At 54.0% G+C, this 19,436-nt stretch carries 18 protein-coding genes and 1 pseudogene; 10 read left to right on the plus strand and 9 right to left on the minus strand.

Annotation, left to right across the window (positions count from 1 at the left end):
• The first annotated feature begins 54 nt into the window (after positions 1–54).
• The 6 genes from acrA to RW65_RS07990 all read left to right on the plus strand — a co-directional run bounded on the left by acrA (position 55) and on the right by RW65_RS07990 (position 6,790).
• Positions 55–1,251 carry a multidrug efflux RND transporter periplasmic adaptor subunit AcrA gene (gene acrA / locus RW65_RS07965; protein ID WP_039056181.1) on the plus strand — a complete coding sequence of 399 codons (1,197 nt, stop codon included), beginning with the start codon at positions 55–57 and terminating at the stop codon, positions 1,249–1,251.
• Positions 1,252–1,273: 22 nt separating this feature from the next.
• Positions 1,274–4,423, plus strand: coding sequence for a multidrug efflux RND transporter permease subunit AcrB (gene acrB / locus RW65_RS07970; RefSeq protein WP_039056182.1), 3,150 nt, complete (start codon positions 1,274–1,276; stop codon positions 4,421–4,423).
• A 527-nt stretch (positions 4,424–4,950) separates the two neighbouring features.
• Complete coding sequence (tomB, locus tag RW65_RS07975; RefSeq protein ID WP_039056183.1) at positions 4,951–5,325, plus strand: Hha toxicity modulator TomB; 375 nt, start codon at positions 4,951–4,953, stop codon at positions 5,323–5,325.
• Between the two features lie 23 nt (positions 5,326–5,348).
• The gene (gene hha, locus RW65_RS07980; RefSeq protein ID WP_039056184.1) at positions 5,349–5,567 is read left to right on the plus strand and encodes a hemolysin expression-modulating protein Hha; all 219 of its coding nucleotides are present in this window, start codon (positions 5,349–5,351) and stop codon (positions 5,565–5,567) included.
• A 75-nt stretch (positions 5,568–5,642) separates the two neighbouring features.
• On the plus strand, positions 5,643–6,209 hold the full coding sequence (maa, locus tag RW65_RS07985) for a maltose O-acetyltransferase (RefSeq protein ID WP_039056185.1): 567 nt from the start codon (positions 5,643–5,645) through the stop codon (positions 6,207–6,209).
• Between the two features lie 101 nt (positions 6,210–6,310).
• A complete protein-coding gene (locus RW65_RS07990) occupies positions 6,311–6,790 on the plus strand; it encodes a YlaC family protein (RefSeq protein ID WP_039056187.1) in 480 nt (159 codons plus the stop codon).
• Here RW65_RS07990 and pdxR read toward each other — a convergent pair.
• The gene (gene pdxR / locus RW65_RS07995) at positions 6,756–8,201 is read right to left on the minus strand and encodes a MocR-like pyridoxine biosynthesis transcription factor PdxR (RefSeq protein WP_039056188.1); all 1,446 of its coding nucleotides are present in this window, start codon (positions 8,199–8,201) and stop codon (positions 6,756–6,758) included. The genes RW65_RS07990 and pdxR overlap by 35 nt on opposite strands.
• Before the next feature lie 99 nt (positions 8,202–8,300).
• Between pdxR and RW65_RS08000 the strand changes: the two genes are divergently transcribed.
• The gene (locus RW65_RS08000; protein ID WP_039056189.1) at positions 8,301–9,002 is read left to right on the plus strand and encodes a GNAT family N-acetyltransferase; all 702 of its coding nucleotides are present in this window, start codon (positions 8,301–8,303) and stop codon (positions 9,000–9,002) included.
• Here the strand turns inward: RW65_RS08000 and ykgO are convergent.
• The 3 genes from ykgO to RW65_RS08015 form a co-directional block, all read right to left on the minus strand.
• Positions 8,999–9,139, minus strand: a complete 141-nt coding sequence (gene ykgO / locus RW65_RS08005) for a type B 50S ribosomal protein L36 (RefSeq protein WP_039056190.1) — start codon at positions 9,137–9,139, stop codon at positions 8,999–9,001. The genes RW65_RS08000 and ykgO overlap by 4 nt on opposite strands.
• A gap of 3 nt (positions 9,140–9,142) precedes the next feature.
• Positions 9,143–9,403 carry a type B 50S ribosomal protein L31 gene (locus tag RW65_RS08010; protein WP_039056192.1) on the minus strand — a complete coding sequence of 87 codons (261 nt, stop codon included), beginning with the start codon at positions 9,401–9,403 and terminating at the stop codon, positions 9,143–9,145.
• Between the two features lie 223 nt (positions 9,404–9,626).
• Complete coding sequence (locus tag RW65_RS08015; protein WP_039056193.1) at positions 9,627–10,997, minus strand: PTS transporter subunit EIIC; 1,371 nt, start codon at positions 10,995–10,997, stop codon at positions 9,627–9,629.
• Positions 10,998–11,273: 276 nt separating this feature from the next.
• Between RW65_RS08015 and RW65_RS08020 the strand changes: the two genes are divergently transcribed.
• A complete protein-coding gene (locus RW65_RS08020) occupies positions 11,274–12,473 on the plus strand; it encodes an enolase C-terminal domain-like protein (protein ID WP_039056194.1) in 1,200 nt (399 codons plus the stop codon).
• Here RW65_RS08020 and RW65_RS08025 read toward each other — a convergent pair.
• Positions 12,470–13,192 (minus strand): GntR family transcriptional regulator, encoded by a 723-nt coding sequence (locus RW65_RS08025; protein ID WP_039056195.1) that lies wholly within the window; start codon positions 13,190–13,192, stop codon positions 12,470–12,472. The two genes, RW65_RS08020 and RW65_RS08025, sit on opposite strands and share 4 nt — an antisense overlap.
• Before the next feature lie 507 nt (positions 13,193–13,699).
• Between RW65_RS08025 and RW65_RS22365 the strand changes: the two are divergent.
• Together RW65_RS22365 and RW65_RS08035 are read left to right on the plus strand one after the other, a co-directional pair.
• Positions 13,700–13,908 (plus strand): annotated as a pseudogene (locus RW65_RS22365) (type II toxin-antitoxin system RelE/ParE family toxin).
• A 58-nt stretch (positions 13,909–13,966) separates the two neighbouring features.
• Positions 13,967–14,302: a HigA family addiction module antitoxin gene (locus tag RW65_RS08035; RefSeq protein ID WP_039056197.1), complete on the plus strand. Its 336-nt coding sequence runs from the start codon at positions 13,967–13,969 to the stop codon at positions 14,300–14,302.
• Positions 14,303–14,355: 53 nt separating this feature from the next.
• On the opposite strand, the gene RW65_RS08040 is transcribed toward RW65_RS08035, so the two are convergent.
• From RW65_RS08040 to RW65_RS08055, 4 genes are all read right to left on the minus strand, one after another.
• Entirely contained in the window at positions 14,356–17,430 is a 3,075-nt protein-coding gene (locus tag RW65_RS08040) for a beta-galactosidase (protein WP_039056198.1), read from the minus strand.
• A 106-nt stretch (positions 17,431–17,536) separates the two neighbouring features.
• Positions 17,537–18,616, minus strand: a complete 1,080-nt coding sequence (locus tag RW65_RS08045; RefSeq protein ID WP_039056279.1) for a LacI family DNA-binding transcriptional regulator — start codon at positions 18,614–18,616, stop codon at positions 17,537–17,539.
• A gap of 254 nt (positions 18,617–18,870) precedes the next feature.
• Positions 18,871–19,089 carry a hypothetical protein gene (locus RW65_RS08050; RefSeq protein WP_039056199.1) on the minus strand — a complete coding sequence of 73 codons (219 nt, stop codon included), beginning with the start codon at positions 19,087–19,089 and terminating at the stop codon, positions 18,871–18,873.
• Positions 19,086–19,337 (minus strand): hypothetical protein, encoded by a 252-nt coding sequence (locus RW65_RS08055; protein ID WP_039056200.1) that lies wholly within the window; start codon positions 19,335–19,337, stop codon positions 19,086–19,088. Before RW65_RS08055 ends, RW65_RS08050 begins: the two co-directional genes overlap by 4 nt.
• Between the last annotated feature and the right edge of the window lie 99 nt (positions 19,338–19,436).

The raw sequence follows: 19,436 nt of genomic DNA on the forward strand, positions 1-19,436 counted from the left end.
TTTTGGGCCTTTGATCCATTGATCAATTTGAAATCGGACACTCGAGGTTTACTTATGAACAAAAACAGAGGGTTAACGCCTCTGGCGGTCGTTCTGATGCTTTCGGGCAGCTTAGCGCTTACAGGATGTGACGATAAACCCGCCCAGCAGCAGGGCGCGGGCCAGATGCCGGAAGTTGGCGTGGTTACGGTCAAAACAGCACCTCTGGCCATCACCACCGAACTGCCGGGTCGAACCAGCGCATACCGCATTGCGGAAGTCCGCCCGCAGGTCAGCGGCATCATTTTAAAACGTAACTTCACTGAAGGCAGTGACGTTGACGCAGGTGTTTCGCTGTATCAGATTGATCCGGCCACATATCAAGCCGCTTATGACAGCGCGAAAGGCGATCTGGCGAAGGCGCAGGCCGCCGCTAATATCGCGAAGATGACCCTCAGCCGTTACCAGAAACTGATTGGCACCAAGTACATCAGCCAGCAGGATTTCGATACCGCACGGGCAGATGCACAGCAGGCCGATGCCGCAGTGATTGCCGCCAAAGCAGCGGTTGAAAACGCGCGTATTAATCTGGCCTATACCAAAGTGACTTCGCCAATCAGCGGCCGTACCGGGACTTCAACCGTGACGGAAGGCGCGCTGGTGCAAAGCGGGCAGACTACCGCGCTGACCACCGTGCAGCAGCTTGACCCGATTTACGTTGATGTGACCCAGTCGAGCAATGATTTCCTGCGCCTGAAGCAGGAAATGGCTAACGGTTCGCTGAAACAGGAAAACGGCAAAGCGAAAGTGGAACTGGTCACCAACGACGGTATGAAATATTCCCAGAGCGGTACGCTGGAATTCTCCGGCGTGACGGTCGATCAGACCACCGGTTCTATCACCCTGCGCGCGGTATTCCCTAACCCGGATCACACCCTGCTGCCGGGCATGTTCGTTCGCGCTAAGCTGCAAGAAGGTATCAACCCGAACGCGATGCTGGTTCCGCAACAGGGCGTAACCCGTACGCCGCGTGGCGATGCCACCACCATGGTGGTGGGTGCAGGTGACAAAGTTGAAATTCGCAATATCACCGCAACCCAGGCGATTGGCGACAAATGGCTGGTTACGGATGGCCTGAAAAATGGCGACCGGGTCATTATTACCGGTTTACAAAAAGTCAAACCGGGCGCGCAGGTGAAAGCGCAGGAAGTGACTTCTGACAATAAAGAGCAAGCCCAGGCCGGCGGCCAGTCAGAAAAACCGAAGTCTTAACTTAAACAGGAGCCGTTAAGACATGGCTAAGTTTTTTATCGATCGCCCCATTTTTGCATGGGTCATCGCGATTATCATCATGCTGGCAGGGGCGCTTTCGATCCTCAAACTGCCGGTGGCGCAGTATCCAACGATCGCGCCGCCAGCAGTTCAGATCACCGCTTCCTACCCGGGTGCTGATGCGAAAACGGTGCAGGATACCGTGACGCAGGTTATCGAACAGAACATGAACGGTATCGATAACCTGCTCTATATGTCCTCCACCAGTGATTCTGCGGGTACCGTGCAGATAACTATCACCTTTGATTCGGGTGCCGATGCGGATATCGCGCAGGTTCAGGTGCAGAACAAACTGCAGCTGGCGATGCCGTTATTACCGCAGGAAGTGCAGCAGCAAGGCGTGAGCGTTGAGAAATCCTCCAGCAGCTTCCTGATGGTTCTCGGTATGATCAGTACCGATGGCTCAATGAATCAGGATGATATCGCCGACTATGTGGGTGCAACCATTAAAGATCCGATCAGCCGTACCACTGGCGTCGGTGACGTGCAGCTGTTTGGTGCGCAGTACGCGATGCGTATCTGGATGGATCCGAACAAACTGAACAACTTCCAGCTGACGCCGGTTGAAGTGATCGCGGCGATTAAAGCGCAGAATGCCCAGGTGGCAGCCGGTCAGTTGGGCGGTACACCGCCGGTGAAAGGCCAGCAGTTGAACGCCTCTATCGTCGCGCAAACCCGTCTGACCTCGGCAGAAGAGTTTAGTAAGATCCTGTTGAAAGTGAACGCCGACGGTTCGCAGGTGCGCCTGCGCGACGTAGCGAAAGTTGAGCTGGGCGGCGAAAGCTACGACGTTATCGCCCGCTTTAACGGTCAACCGGCAGCCGGTCTGGGGATTAAACTGGCGACGGGCGCTAACGCGCTGGACACTGCCAAAGCCGTTCGCGCCACCATTGAAAGGCTGGAACCTTTCTTCCCGCACGGCCTGCAGGTGGTTTACCCGTACGACACCACGCCGTTTGTTAAGATCTCAATTAACGAAGTGGTGAAAACGCTGGTCGAAGCGATCGTGCTGGTGTTCCTGGTAATGTATCTGTTCCTGCAGAACTTCCGCGCCACGCTTATCCCAACCATTGCCGTACCGGTTGTGCTGTTGGGGACGTTCGCTATTCTTGCGGCGTTTGGCTACTCGATAAACACCCTCACCATGTTTGGTATGGTGCTGGCGATAGGTTTGCTCGTGGATGACGCCATCGTGGTGGTGGAAAACGTCGAGCGTGTGATGATGGAAGAGGGTTTGCCACCAAAAGAGGCGACACGCCGCTCGATGGGGCAAATTCAGGGCGCGCTGGTCGGTATCGCCCTGGTGCTGTCAGCGGTATTTATCCCGATGGCCTTCTTCGGCGGTTCTACGGGCGCTATCTATCGTCAATTCTCAATTACTATCGTTTCGGCGATGGTGCTGTCGGTCATCGTTGCGTTGATCCTGACGCCAGCGCTGTGCGCCACGATGCTAAAACCAATAGCAAAAGGCGACCACGGCGAAGGCAAGAAAGGCTTCTTCGGCTGGTTCAACCGCATGTTTGAGAAGAGCACGCACCATTACACCGACAGCGTAGGCAATATCCTGCGCAGCACCGGTCGTTATCTGCTGCTCTATATCATTATCGTTGCGGGTATGGCGTTCTTGTTTGTACGTCTGCCGAGTTCGTTCCTGCCCGATGAAGACCAGGGCGTATTTCTGACCATGGCCCAGTTGCCTGCAGGCGCGACGCAAGAGCGCACGCAAAAAGTACTGGATGAAGTGACGAAATATTATCTGGAGAACGAAAAAGAGAACGTGAAGTCCGTCTTTACGGTTAACGGTTTCGGCTTCTCCGGGCGCGGTCAGAACACCGGTCTGGCGTTTATTTCTCTGAAAAACTGGGATGAACGCCCAGGCGATAAGAATAAGGTAACGGCCATTGCGGGCCGTGCCAGCGCGCACTTTGCATCGATTAAAGATGCGATGGTGTTCGCCTTTAACCTGCCGGCGATTGTTGAACTGGGTACGGCGACCGGCTTTGACTTCCAGCTCGTAGACCAGGCCAACCTGGGCCATGAGAAGTTAACCCAGGCGCGTAACCAGCTGTTTGGTGAAATCGCGCAGCATCCGGATCTGCTGGTGGGCGTACGTCCTAACGGGCTTGAAGATACACCGCAGTTCAAAATCGATATCGATCAGGAAAAAGCGCAGGCGCTTGGCGTCTCGATTAGCGATATCAATACCACGCTGGGCTCAGCATGGGGCGGAAGCTACGTTAACGACTTTATCGACCGCGGTCGCGTGAAGAAAGTGTTCGTTATGTCTACCGCGCAATACCGTATGCTGCCTTCGGATCTCGGTAACTGGTTTGTTCGCGCGGCGGACGGCAAAATGGTGCCCTTCTCCGCATTTACCACCACGCACTGGGTTTACGGTTCGCCGCGTCTGGAACGTTACAACGGCCTGCCGTCGATGGAGATCCTCGGTCAGGCTGCACCGGGTAAAAGTACCGGTGAAGCCATGGAGATGATGGAACAGCTGGCCAGCAAACTGCCTACAGGGATCGGTTATGACTGGACGGGTATGTCCTATCAGGAACGTCTCTCAGGCAACCAGGCACCGGCGCTGTACGCCATTTCGCTGATTGTGGTATTCCTCTGTCTGGCAGCCCTGTATGAGAGCTGGTCGATTCCGTTCTCGGTCATGCTGGTCGTACCGCTCGGCGTTGTGGGCGCGTTGGTGGCGGCAAGCCTGCGCGGTCTCTCTAACGACGTCTATTTCCAGGTGGGCCTGCTGACAACCATTGGCTTGTCGGCGAAGAACGCGATACTGATCGTCGAATTCGCCAAAGATCTGATGGATAAAGAGGGCAAAGGGCTGATAGAGGCGACGCTGGAAGCGGTGCGTATGCGTCTGCGTCCGATTCTGATGACCTCGCTGGCGTTTATCCTGGGCGTGTTGCCGCTGGTTATCAGTACCGGTGCAGGCTCCGGGGCGCAGAACGCCGTTGGTACCGGGGTAATGGGCGGGATGATCACCGCAACCGTGCTGGCTATTTTCTTCGTTCCGGTGTTCTTTGTGGTGGTCCGCCGCCGCTTTAGCCGCCGTAACGAGGATGTTGAGCACAGCCATAAGGTCGAGCAGCACTGATCTTCCTCTCTCTAATTGCAAAGGCCGCGCACAGCGGCCTTTTTCATACTCCCTCTTTCTGATTCCGGCTCAGCGGATCATTAAAAGCATTTATTGTCTTTTGTTTATTAAACATCGCCAATATAAGGCATATAATAACTGTGTATTAGGAATACTCCTTCCTTCGCAGGAATTATTCTTAATTTACTGGTACAATCTGTTTAAGTAAGAAAAATCCTGGGAAAATTTATTCCCGTTAGATGAATAATCTCACTATCGCTAACTTAATGAATTTTAAGGATGCGTAAGCCGCAAGGCCCGTACAGGCCACTTTCAACCTTCTGCGGTTTGATTGCTATTTCGTCGACGGTGGGCAATGCAGGATACTATTTGTAATTTTTCGCCATGGCACCATGAAATCTTATTCAGACTAGCTTATAGTTATATCAACCATCCTAAAGTACTCGGTGTCTCTGGTCAGAGCAGAAGTTTCCCATCCTGAAACAGCATTGGTTAGCAAAAAATTACCACTCAGAAGGGGATACGTTATGGACGAATACTCGCCAAAAAGGCATGATATCGCGCAGCTCAAATTTCTCTGCGAAACGTTGTACCATGACTGCCTCGTTAATCTTGAAGAGAGCCATCATGGGTGGGTTAACGATCCAACTTCAGCCATCAATTTGCAGTTAAACGAGCTGATAGAACACATTGCCACTTTCGCACTTAATTATAAAATTAAGTACAATGAAGATAATAAGCTGATTGAACAGATTGACGAATACCTTGACGACACGTTTATGTTGTTCAGCAGCTACGGCATTAATACACATGACTTACAGAAATGGCGCAAAACAGGTAACAAACTGTTCCGCAGTTTCATCAATGTAAGCAAGGCTAATCCTGTAAGCCACTCTTGTTAATATTTCAACACTAAGGTGAAAGCATGTCCGATAAACCATTAACCAAAGTTGATTATTTGATGCGTTTAAGGCGCTGTCAGACAATTGATACACTGGAACGCGTAATTGAAAAAAATAAATATGAACTTCCTGACGAGGAACTCGCGGTGTTTTATTCAGCAGCAGATCATCGTTTGGCAGAACTGACCATGAATAAGCTTTATGACAAAATCCCTTCCTCCGTATGGAAGTTTGTACGCTAATTCTTCTGAATGTTAATTATGGTTTTTCTCAGCCTACCCGGCATTAAACCTTGGTGACAGGTGTATCCGCGCCCCATGAATGAAGAAAAACAAAAAATGATAGCCGGCCTGCCCTATCGTCCGTCGGACGATACGCTACGCGCCGACCGCCTGCGCGCCCGGCAACTTATCCATCGTTATAACCACTCCAGCCCCGACGAAAAAACCGAACGCCAGGCGATTCTCAACGCACTGCTTGGTGCCGGTGAAGGCGCTTATATCGAACCCAATTTTCGCTGTGATTATGGGTACAATATTTTTCTCGGTAAGGCCTTTTACGCCAATTTTGATTGCGTCATGCTTGATGTCTGTCCGATCCACATCGGCGATAATTGCATGCTGGCGCCGGGCGTGCATATTTATACGGCGACGCATCCGGTCGATGCCGCACAACGGATCAGCGGCGTTGAGTACGGTAAACCGGTCACTATTGGGCATAACGTCTGGATTGGCGGACGCGCGGTTATCAATCCGGGCGTAACTATTGGTGACAATGCGGTCATTGCTTCCGGTGCGGTGGTAGTGAAAGATGTGCCGCCGAATGTGATAGTGGGCGGTAACCCGGCTACAATCATCAAGACCTTGCCCCCGTCAAACCTGTAACTGTTATCGTTTTTTGTCGTGAAACTGATACTTTTTTCATACAAAGCGGCAACTTAAAATAGGCTGTCCACCTGTAAAAACAGTATCAGCAAAGGCGTAAGATGACAGAGATACAACGGCTGCTCAGCGAAACGATCGAAGAGATCAATCAGCGTGAGAAACGGGATAACCGCCCGCGCTTCAGCATCAGTTTTATTCGCAAACACCCCGGCTTGTTTATCGGTATGTATTTGGCGTTTCTGGCGACCCTGGCCGTAATGCTGCAATCAGAAACCCTTGCCGGGTCGGTATGGCTGCTGGTGGTCCTGTTTATCGCGCTGAACGGCTTTTTCTTTTTTGATGTTTACCCGCGCTATCACTACGAGGATATCGATGTTCTCGACTTTCGCGTCTGTTATAACGGCGAATGGTACAACACACGTTTTGTGCCTGACGGCTTGATCGAGGCGATTCTCCACTCGCCAAACGTAGATGACGCCCATAAAGCGCAGCTGCAAAAAATGGTCGAGCGTAAAGGCGAACTCTCCTTTTACGATGTCTACACCCTTACCCGCCCTGCTGGCGTACAATCAGCCGGTTAAGCACACCTACCGCCGCCGGAAATTGTGCGGCGGACGTATTGCCAAATCCCAGAACCAGCCCGCTTGATGCCGCATCGGGGTTGAGCCAGAAACGGCTTAACGCATGGGGTGCCAGCTGATGCTTGTGCGCTTCGCGTACTAAAGCCCGATCGTCAATACCCGGAATCGACAGGGTTAAGTGCAGCCCGCTGCCGCCAAAAATACGGTGCTCCACCTGCATCTCTTGACGTAGCGCTTCCCGCAGATGCGCCTGCCGTTTACGGTACAAACGGCGCATCGCCGCCAGATGACGCGAATAATGCCCCTCTTCAATAAACCGCGCCAGCGTCAATTGTTCAGCCCGGTGGCCGCCACGCAGTAAACTGCCGATAACCGGCGCGGCGGCCTGCGCCAGGGCTGGCGGCATCACCATAAAGCCAATACGCAGCGAGGGAAACAGCGTCTTGCTAAAGGTGCCGATATAGACCACCGGCGGATGCGCCACCATGCCGAGCATCGCCGGAATCGGTTCGCCGGGGTAACGGAACTCGCTATCATAGTCGTCCTCGATAATCCAGCTACCGCAGCGACGGGCATACTCCAGCAGCGCCAGCCGCCGGGTTGCGCTCATCACCAGCCCGAGCGGATATTGATGGGATGGCGAGGTGTAAATCATCCGTGGCTGGGGTGCCGTAACATCCAGCCGCATACCTTCCCCATCGAGCGGAATACCCGAAACATTTAGCCCCGCCGACAAAAACGCGCTTTTAGCGCCAACGTAGCCGGGCTCCTCGACCCACGCGTCATCACCCGCGTTGCACAGCAGACGCACGCACAGCATTAGCGCTTCCTGCGCGCCTTCGGTGATAACTATTTGCGCGGCCTCGCAATCAATGCCACGGGAAAGTGCCAGATGACGCGCAATCGCCATGCGCAGACGCAATTCACCCGCTGAGTCGCCATAGTTAAGCAGCGCGTTACCTTCATCGCGCCATACACGCTCCGTCAGCCGCCGCCACGCCGTCTGCGGGAAGTAATTAGCAGCGGGAATACCGGGGGTTAAGGCCAGCGCGGGCGAATAACGCTGAACGCCCACCGGCAAATTTTGCACGCCGCGCGCCAGGCTCACGGGCGGCGGCAACGCCGATGGGCCGGATACTTTTGCCAGCTTCGCTACCTGCGTTCCCTGCCGATCGCGCAGCACATAGCCTTCCACTGCCAGCTGTTCAAGGGCGGTATTGACCGTATTACGTGAAAGGGCCAGGGATTGCGCCAGCACGCGCGAGCCGGGTAACAGGCTGCCCGCCTGCAGCGTGCCGTTGATGATGGCATCGCGCAGGGTCAGATAAAGTGTCCGCTGCCGGGTCATCCCCTCCCGCGTCGCCAGCGGCTTGCGCAGCAGCGCATATAACTCATCTTGTGGAATATTCATTCACTGCTCCGATCGTGGCCCCATCAAACTATAGCTGGATGGTTCTTTTTATGGAACCAGCGCAGCGTTACGCTGACCTGACCGATATAAGGAGGCATCATGAGTGAATACAATCAATATCAACAGCCCCTTGGCGACGCGCTGCCGGACTGGCAGCCCCGCCCTTTTCCTGAACGCGTGATACTTAAAGGGCAATATTGTCACCTTGAACCACTGCAGCCGGCCCATGCCGCCGCGCTGTTTCAGGCCCATCAAACGGCGGGTGACAGCCGTAGCTGGACATGGCTGATGCGCGAGCCAGAAGAGGATGAAGCCGCGTTTTGCGCGTGGGTGACCAGCGTTTGCACGCTGCGCGATCCGATTCATTTTGCGGTGATCGACAAGCAAACGGCGTTGCCGGTCGGCAGTTTATCGCTGATGCGCATTGATGAAAAAAATGGCGTGGTGGAAGTGGGAAGCGTGCATTTTTCGCCATTGCTAAGCCGTACGCCCGCCTCAACGGAAGCGCAATGGTTACTGATGCGTTACGTGTTCGATACCCTTGGCTATCGCCGCTACGAGTGGAAATGCAACAGCCTGAATGAACCCTCGCGGCAGGCGGCGCTGCGATTAGGTTTTCACTATGAAGGTCGCTTTCGCCAGGCGCTGGTGGTGAAAGGTCATAATCGCGATACGGACTGGTTTTCCATTATCGATAGCGAATGGCCTGCGGTAGATAGTGCGCTGCAACGCTGGCTTGCCGCCGATAATTTTACCGCTGACGGCAAGCAGCGTCGTAGCTTAGCCTCGCTTCGTACTTAACGCCGTTTCTTTCTGCCCTGCACGGCTTTAAAGCGCGGGTTCGATTTGCAAATCACATAGATACGCCCCTTGCGCTTGACTATTTGGCAGTCAGGGTGGCGTTGTTTTGCGCTACGTAATGAATTCAGCACCTGCATCAGTTACTCCTTTTTATCGGCAAAAAAACGGCCATAACGCTGCTGGAAGCGCGCCGCGCTGCCTTCGTTGGTAATGACTTTCTGTTTTCCGGTGTAGTAAGGGTGTGAAGCGGAAGAGACATCAATCGTCACGTAGGGATAAGTGACGCCCTCCAGTTCAATTTCGCGATCTGTTTTAATCGTCGAACCCACTTTGAAATACTCATTGACGCTGGTGTCATGAAAGACAACCGTCCGGTAAGCGGGATGGATATCAGGTCTCATTTCTGGCTCTCTGTATTGTTATAACATAACAAAAGTCTAACGAAGTTGATTTCCCATTTCAAGGGATCGATGCCAGGCGTTTATGCATTACGTCTGGTAAAAGGCAGTTAGTAGGCTGAAAAAGGGTTCAGAGAGGAGGGAGAATTGCGAGGGATTAGGGTGAAAGACGGAAGCAGAGAAGAGGTGCCCGGCACCGCGTTTTACTGCGGTGCCGGGGTGCGGATTACTCCTGCGTCTCTTTTCCCACCAGCAAAGTGGTGAGCACAAACGACAGGATCAGCGCCATCGCTACGCCGGAGACGGCAAAGATAAAGTACGGCCCGATATACGCAGGAAGGCTGAAAATGCTCGATAAAATATAGCCATACAGCCGCACGCCGAAGAAGGCGATAAAGGCGGAGGCCAGCGAGCTGGCTACGGTGGCGGCAATAAAGGCTTTTTTGTAGCGCGTCAGAACGCCAAACAGCGCCGGTTCTGTAATCCCCAGCAGCGCGGAGATGGCCGCCGACAGGGTAACGGTTTTATCCTGACGATTTTTGCTAATACGCCAGATGGCAAAGGTCGCACCGGCAATCGCCATGTTTGCCATAAACATCATCGGCATCAGCATATCGTACCCGCGCTCGCTAAAGTTTTGCAGGGCAATCGGCGTCATCGCATGGTGCATACCGGTGAGGATCGCCACCGGGCGGATCGCCCCGACAATCAGACCGGCAAAACTCGCCGACACGCCAAACAGCCCGGCAATAAACCATGCCAGCGCTTTACCGAGGTAAATACCAATCGGGCCAATCACCACCAGCGCCGCCAGCGCGCCGAGAAACAGCGTGAGCGTGGGGGTAAAGACGGTTTTCAGCACCTCCGGCATGATCCTGTCAACCCAGCGATGAATGTAGCTCAGCGCCAGAATCGAGAAGATCACCGGGATCACGCTTGCCGAGTAGTTAAAGACCGAAACCGGCAAGGTATTGAGCAACCAAAACGCGCTGACCGCGCCATCCTGATGCGCCGCCAGCGCTTTCGCCGCATCAATCAGCGATGGATACATCAGGCAAGCTGCCACCGCCGCGGCCAGATACTCATTGGTCTTGAAGATCTTCGCCGCCGAAACCGCGAGGAAAAACGGCAGGAAATAGAACACGCCGCTGGCGATAAGATCGATGATCATCACCGTATCGCTTTTCGCCGAGACCACTTTAAGCGCAATCAGCCCGGCCAGCAGCCCTTTGATCATCCCCGCGCCCGCAATGGCGGGCACAATCGGTCCAAACACGCCGGAGACGGTATCCATAAACATCGACACCAGGCTTTTGCGCCCTTTCCCCTCGCCTGCGGCCTGCGCTGGCCCTTTACCGAGCATCGCCAGCAGCTGTTCGTACCAGCTGTTAACTTTGGGGCCAATCACTATCTGAAACTGATCGCTTTGCAACTGCGCGCCCAGCACGCCCGGCAGTTTTTTGATTTCATCCTGCTCCACCAGAGCGTCATTGATGAGGCTAAAACGTAAGCGTGTCATACAGTGCCAGACATTATTGATATTCTCTCGTCCGCCTACCAGGCGAATAATATTGCCGATGGCTTCTTGCGTCCCCATAAATACTCCTGCTGGAAATGTTGTTGTTTTAATCATTGCAACAAATGGTAGAGAAAGCCGCATCGTAAAACAAACCAATAAAATATGAATCACGTCACAATTCACCAGCAGAAAGCGATGTAATGCCCAACAAAGCTAAAATTGGTCTGGTTTTTTATTTAAAAGCTCACGCTTATCAGACCAAAAAATTTATTCGATAAAAGCGTTTACCTTTCGGCGGAATTAGGGCGAAGATAATAGCCTCACTCGCTTATTTCACGTTGTAAAGGAGCTCCCGTGACGCCCACGCTTATCCAGAATATCGAATGCTTTATCACCCGCCCCGATCGTCACAACCTCGTTACGGTACGGGTGACAACCGATAAAGGTGTTACGGGGCACGGCTGCGCTACGTTCCAGCAACGCCCGCTGGCGGTCAAAACGCTGGTTGATGAGTACCTTAAACCGCTGCTGATCGGTCGCGATGCGAATAATATTGAAGATCTCTGGCAGATGATGAACGTTAACGCCTACTGGCGTAACGGCCCGGTGATGAATAATGCCATCTCCGGCGTTGATATGGCGCTGTGGGATATCAAAGGCCAGCTCGCCGATATGCCCCTTTATCAGCTGCTCGGCGGAAAATCCCGAGACGCCATCGCCGCTTACAGCCATGCCAGCGGCGAAACGCTGGACGAACTCTTCGCGGCGGTCGATAAACTGCTTGCCGAAGGCTATCGCCATATCCGCTGTCAGCTCGGCTTTTACGGCGGCACGCCTGCACAGTTGCACACGCCGGAAAACCCTGTCGCTGGGGCCTATTTTGATCAGCAGGAGTATATGGCGAATACCGTGGCGATGTTTAAAGCGCTGCGGGAGAAATATGGCTATCGCTTGCAGATCCTCCACGATGTCCATGAACGGCTGTTCCCGCAGCAAGCGGTGCAGTTAGCCAAACAGCTTGAACCTTATCAGCCCTATTTTATTGAAGATATTCTGCCGCCCGCGCAGAGCGCCTGGCTGGATCAGGTGCGCCAGCACAGCAGCGCGCCACTGGCGATGGGCGAGCTGTTTAACAACCCGGCCGAGTGGCACGATCTGATTGTTAACCGCCGCATCGATTTTATCCGCTGTCATATTTCGCAGATTGGGGGCATTACCCCGGCGCTTAAACTGGCGATATTATGTCAGGCGTTCGGTGTGCGCCTCGCCTGGCACGGCCCTGGCGATATGACGCCGATTGGTGTGGCGGTAAATACCCATCTCAATATTCATCTGCATAATGCGGCGATTCAGGAGTTTATCCCCCGTTCCGCCAGCACCGATGCGGTGTTCCCCGGTGCGCCGGAGGTCAAAGATGGCTTCGTTTACGCGCCGGAAAAACCGGGGATTGGCGTCAGCTTTGATGCCGGGCAGGCGGAGGTGTTTCCGGGGGTTTATCGGCCACACGAATGGACCCAAAGCCGACTGGCGGATGGCGCGATACATACGCCTTAGCCCTGGCTACCCCCCTGGCGAAAAGTGAGATTTTCGCGGTTGTGCGGGATGACATAGGTGCAGGTGTAATTGATATCAATGATGTCGCTGATTTCATACACCTGCCCGCCTTCAAGGATGCCGCGGTTGCTGATATGCATCGCCGGACTGCCCTTTTTACAGCCCAGCAGCGCCGCCTGCTCGCGCGTCACGCTTACCGCCCGGTAGGTGGTCAGCAGATGAGAAATGCGGTATCCCTTACCCAGCACATATTTCTGAATTGAGCTTTCAATGACCTGCTGGTTAAGATCGGCAAAACCGCTCACCGGCAGGCGTGAGACCTCAATTTGTACCGCCTGTTCATCGACAAAGCGCAGACGGCAAAATTGCCAGATAAAGCTCTCGTCGTTAAGGCCGAAAATCTGCTGTTCATCGCGGTCCGGGCGTTTTTTATGCAGACTGACCATGCGAAAACGAATCTGGTCGAAACGCTTTTCGGTAATCGAGTTGTAAACCAGCGGATTACTGCGCGCCTGCTCGTTAATCCAGATGCCGGAGCCCTGCACGATGTTGACCACGCCAATACTCGCCAGTTTTTCCAGCGCCTGGCGGATGGTAAATCGTGAGACGCCATATTCCTCGGCCAGTTGTCTTTCAGGGGGGAGTTTGCGCGGGCCAGGCGCGCTGATTTGATAAATTTTGCTTAACAAATCCTGGGTGACAAACTCTTTTTTCTTCATCCTTTCTTTCCTGAAAGAAAACAATCACTGCCGCGTGTTATAACATCAGCGCGTAAAAGATACTCTTCGTTTATCAATATCAAAGAAGGATTTTTGATGATGACCAACCGACAATTGATGAGTCTTGTGACCGTTGCGCTGGGACTCGCCATTTTTTTGCCGGTTAATCTGGCGTTATAACGTCTTTATTTTGAAAAAGGTCGCCGCACGCGTTAACCCACATTGTGCGTGGCCGCAACCTCTCCATCACGCTAGTGGGGAATTTTCCGTACCGATGGCGAGGTGCTGGAGCGCATAGCACTGTTTACGACATTATCTTGTAGAACAACCGTACCGAGTGTGGATCCCAACAGGTAAATGCACTTGCGCACTGTGCATGAATGCAATATAGTGAACGTCTCAACAGCGCAAGGAGAGCCTGCTTGAATGTCAAAGAAAATCAACATTGGACGTTTCCGCGACACATGGCTTGATGATTTTTTTACCTACGCTACGATCCCCGCGTCGATTCACACCGCGTTGGCGCGAAAGATGGACATCATTAATGCCGCAACGTCGCACAAAGATTTACGCTCCCCCAGGGCAATCGTTATGAAGCGTTATCCGGTAAATGGCAGGGTTACTCCTCAATAAGAGTAAACAAACAATACCGATTAATTTTTAAGTGGGTGAACAGCAAGGCCGAGGATTTATATCTTGATCCGCATATCTACTAAAAAATTATCACGTCGGTCTACTAAACGACATGAGATGCAACACGATTAAGGATTCACCATGAAACAGGCCACCCGAAAACCGACACCGCCAGGCGATATCCTGTTATATGAATACCTGGAGCCGCTTGAGTTGAAAATTAACGATCTGGCGGAAATGCTGCATGTCCATCGCAATACGATTAGCGCGCTGGTTAACAATAATCGTAAGCTGACCACCGACATGGCGTTTCGCCTGGCAAAAGCCTTCGATACTTCCGTTGATTTCTGGCTGAATCTCCAGACGGCGGTGGATTTGTGGGAGATTGAAAACGATATGCGCGCTCAGGAAGAGTTAAGCCGCATTACTGCCGCCCGTGATTTTATTGCCAAACGCGCGGCGACAAAGGCAGCCTGAAAAGCAGGCAGCGGTGTGTGCGGCAGATTGCCCTGCCGCACGAAATCTGAACGTTACGCTTGCTGCCAGCTAAAAGCGTAATGGACTTTATTACTTTGCAAAATAAACTCCTGCGATACGCTTGGGCTCCAGGAATCATCCCCGCCGACGCCCATATGGAAAGCATCTACATGCAGCCAGCAGCCAGCCTCTTCACGCAGTAAATGGTGATGCGTGGTATCGCGCAGCTGCTCGTCGCTGTAACGCCCCAGCGAAAAGTGGAAATCCCCCTCCAGCCGATGTGCGCCGTAGCGCAACATGCGCGTATCGCAGCGCAGACCATTCTCACCGGGGAAGATATAAGGCGTGTGCAGCGCCGCAAGGGGCAAAGTCCACAATCCCTGGCGCGCCGCCAGTTTCCTGTCCGGGTAATTTTCATGGGGGCCTAAGCCGAGCCAGCTCGCTTCTGAATGCAGCTCCGCCAACTGGCACACCAGACCAACGCGTGCCGGTGGCGGAATATCCGTTGCCACCTGCACATCCACTTCGCCATGCAGCACACCATGGCTATCAATACGCCAGCGCTTATGGCTGATAAATGCCGTCTTACCCGCTCCCAGCCAACAATGTCCGGTCTGGATTACAATCTCGGTATCGCTCTCTTGCGCCTCGCAATAGAGCAGTTGCGCCTGCAGCTGATACATCCCCGCCGCTTTCCAGCGTTCGACCCAGGCGTTAGGATCAATGCGCGTCACTTCACTGACGCCGATATCGTTATCAAGGGGCGCGCGGGCAAATGCGTCGGTTAGCGGAGTTAAAAGCGTCGGTTGCTCATCGCGCCACCACTGCGTCAGGTTACCGCTCTGGCGAGAAAACGCCCACCGCTGATTGCCGGCGCTGACGGTATATTCCTGCGCGCTGACCTGCAAAGCGGGTCGCGTGCCGACAACCGGGCGCGGCGCGCTGTACAGCGGAGCAGGTAAACGCCACTGATCCCATGCGCAGCGATGCTCCGCCGCCGACCAACGGGTGGCCGCGGGCTGGTAAACGTCGACATTCAGCCATACTTCGCCTGCTGCGGCCTCTAATTCAGGTACTGGGAGTTCAATGTGCTGTTTGCCCAATGGGGCGATATCCAGCGCAGTTTCCCCCTGCGCCAGCACTTCGCCATCGCGCTCCACGCGCCAGCGTAGAACTTCATTATCCGTGGTGCGGAACAGATATTCGCTCTCCACTTCTATTGTCAGGGGCTGCGTACTCAGCAGGCTGAACTGGAAAAATTGCTGCGCCCGTTGCGCTTCATACAGTGCCGGATGTGGCGTTCTGTCCGGGAATACCAGCCCGTTCATACAAAACTGGCGATCGTTTGGCGTATCGCCAAAATCACCGCCGTAGGCCCAGAACGGTTGGCCGTTTGCATCGGTTTTGGTCAGCGCCTGATCAACCCAGTCCCAGACAAACCCGCCCTGCAAACGCGGCGCCGATCGAAACGCCTGCCAGTATTTAGCAAAGCCGCCAAAGCTGTTGCCCATCGCATGGGCGTATTCGCATAAGATCAGCGGGCGGGTTTCGTCCGGCATGCCAATCCATTTTTTCAGTGACCATTTGGGCACCGCCGGGAAGGGCTGATCCTGATCGACGCGGGCATACATCGGACAGATAATGTCCGTCGCCGCAGTGTTTGCTCCACCGCCTTCATATTGTACCGGGCGCGTGGGATCGGTGGTTTTCAGCCAGCGATACAGCGCGTCGTGATTGGCCCCGTGCCCCGATTCATTCCCCAGCGACCAGATAATGATCGACGGATGATTACGATCGCGCTGCACCATGCGGGTCACGCGCTCGCTCATCGCCGCAAACCACTGCGGATCGTCGGCGAGACGGCTCATCGGCACCATACCGTGGGTTTCAATATTGGCTTCATCAACGACATACAAACCGTACTCATCGCACAGCTGATACCACTGCGGGTGGTTCGGGTAATGGGAGCAGCGCACCGCATTAAAGTTGTGCTGTTTCATCAGTTCAATATCGTGGCGCATGGTGGCTTCATCGATCGCCTGGCCCTTTTCCGGGTGATGCTCGTGGCGGTTGACGCCGCGGATCAGCAGCGGTTTGCCGTTGAGTTTCAACAGGCCGTTGCTGATCTCCACTTTACGGAACCCAACGTTGCAGGCCTCGACGTCCAGCACCCTGCCCTGCGCGTCCAGCAAAGTGAGCGTCAGTCGGTAAAGGTGCGGCGTCTCGGCGCTCCACAGCAGCGGCGCAGCCACCGGCAGACTTACGCGCAGGCGCTCTGCCCAGCCGCCGCGCTCATCAACGATTGCGCTGCCCGGCGTTTGCTGCGTCTCGGCGATTTTTTCCTCCCCGCGCCATAGCGTGAACGCGACGCGGCAATCGGCAAAGTCGCCCGCCAGTTGGGCATTAATCTCTAATTGAGCGTGGGTTAGTTCGCTGTTCAAATGCGTAATATGATGAAAATCAGCAATGCGCGTCGCCGGTTTATGCTGCAGCGAGACATCGCGGAAAATGCCGCTCATGCGCCACATATCCTGATCTTCCAGATAGCTGCCGTCGCACCAGCGCAGCACCATTACCGCCAGCCGGTTTTCGCCCACTTTTAGCACGCGACTTAAATCGAATTCAGCGGGCAGGCGGCTATCCTGCGAGTAGCCTACCCATTCGCCGTTACACCACAGATAAAAGGCCGAGTTGACGCCATCAAAGACAATCCGCGTCTGGCCGTGGGCCAGTTCTGCCTCGCTAAGGTTAAATGTGAGCGAGTAACAACCTGTTGGATTATCCTGGGGAACAAAAGGCGGATTAACCGGGATGGGATAGGTTACGTTGGTATAAATCGGTGTATCAAAGCCCTGCATTTGCCAGTTCGACGGAACCGGCATCTCAACCGCATCCGCGCAATCCTTGTCGATCCAGCTCGCGGGCACCGCTTCGGGGGCGGTGAAAAAGCTAAAGCGCCAGAGTCCGTTAAGCAATCGGCGGGCGGGCGACGGCGTGTTATCCCGCGCGGCGGCCTCGTCGCGCCAGCTGCGCATAGGCGCGTGCGCCGGTAAACGGTGCCAGTGCGTCAGACCTGGGTTTTCCCAGTCACGACGGGAGAGAATGGAAGCTAATGCGGAAGCGGACATAAGTAACCTCATTTTGCGAAGCGCTCACAATTAAACTGACAATGCCGCAATTTTCGCCTTGGGTAAAGGCCGGGCGTATTGCTAAGCGAGGAGGATCACAAAAGCGCTAGGGACGATCGAGCATCGCGACCTGCTGAGCCAGCTGATTTAAGCGCCTGGCAAGCGTTTCCCCGTTGAGCTTTTGTTCGGCGGCAGGCGCGGTGGAGTGGCGTTCAATCAGCGTCACCGGCAAACGCGTCTGTGCGGGCACATCGGCTTCGGCGGGCGGGCTGAGCAGCCAGTCAACGCTTCGCTCCCCGGCCTGCTTAAAGGTTTGACGAATAGTGGTGAGCGGCGGGGAAAACCAGGCGCTGTCGGCGGTATCATCGTAGCCAACAATGGAGATCTGCTCCGGCACAGCAATCCCTTTCTCGGTGCAGGCGCGGATAACGCCTAGCGCCATCTGATCGTTAGCCACCAGCACCGCCTGCGGCAAATGCGCACCGGCCAGTAACCCATGCGCTTTCTCGTAGCCCGATGCCGCGCTCCAGTCGCCATGGGCACTGGCGCAGGGAGTCAGCCCTGCCTGCTCCAGCGCTTCCAGCCAGCCCGCGAAGCGCGTACGCGCCGACACAGAGGTTTGCGGCCCGCCTAATAAGGCAATCTGACGATGCCCCTGCGCCAGCAGATGCTCTACACCAAGCCGTGCGCCCTGCATGGCATCGAACACCAGGCTATGCACTGCTGCCGTCTCGCCAACATCAAGAAACAGAACCGGCGTCGGCGCGGCCTGCGCGGCAAGCTGCTGCGCCAGCGCATCGTCGAGAGGGACGTTTATCAGCACGCCTTCCACACGCTGTGCCAGCAGTTCCTGTAACGCGGCAGAGCAGCTGGCGGCATCATGCTGTTCCAGCATGGAGATAATCACGCTGGCGGCGGCCTGCCCGGCACGGGATTTTACCGCCGAGGCAATTTGCGATGGCGCATGGAGCGCCAGATCCGTGGTTAGCAGGCCGAGTGTTTTAGTGCGCTTGCCCGCCAGCTGCTGCGCACCACGATTGGGGATGTAATGCAGCTCCACCATCGCCGCCAGCACCTTCTCACGCGTTCGCGCCGAGACATGGGCCGCATCGTTAATGACGCGTGAAACGGTCTGGTAAGAGACGCCCGCATGGCTGGCAACATCATAAAGGGTGATGGTTTTCATAGAGTTCCCTGCGGCAAAGATTTTGCACAGTATACCCGGTTTGCGGGCCAGCATTGTGAGCGCTTCAAAGAAAATACCAGACGGGGTGATAAAGCTATGGCAGGAAAAACCAGGCACAAGAAATAGCGACGAGCCAAAAAGGCTCGTCGGAAACATCATCCGTAATGTGTGTTTGAGATGGTTACGTATTTTAATTATGAAACCAGTATCACATTTCGGAATGTAATTTAAATGGCGATTTCATGACAAATACATTACCGCTGGCGTGGGATCGGGAAGCCTTTTATTGAAATAATAAAGCTGCGCCCTTCTTTTTTGATTTTCGCGCCGGCATCACACCAGTCTGATGCAATACGAAAAAACTCATCACTTCCGATATTCCAGTCCAGACGTACCTGTTTCACAAAGCCTGAGCGCAGCATTTCGCAGGCTTCAAGGTAGTTACTGGCGGTTGATAGCAGTTGTTGGCTCATTTTTTCTTCTTCAGAAGTTTGCGTAACGCTTTAATTTCTTTGGGAGTTAACGGATTTGAGCTCTCTTCTTCGGTATGCTGGTTATCGATGTCGTCTTCCGATACGCCCGCCTCTTCTACCGCCTGAAAAGCCAGCAGCAGCAGATTTTCTGTCGCAACGCTGAGATTTTCATTATTAACTTCTGCGTAATGGCGGAGTTTTTCTTTTAGCGCTTCATCAATTTTTACGTTTAATACCGCACTGACCATGATTATCCCTTCTAGTGTGAATAAGCACGTTATTTAATACACGAAGTGAATGTTCTGATCCACAAATATATTTCACAATTATAACAACTTAAAAAAAGC

Origin of the sequence: Enterobacter sp. Bisph1 (assembly GCF_000814905.1) — a bacterium.
Lineage (GTDB): Bacteria > Pseudomonadota > Gammaproteobacteria > Enterobacterales > Enterobacteriaceae > Kosakonia.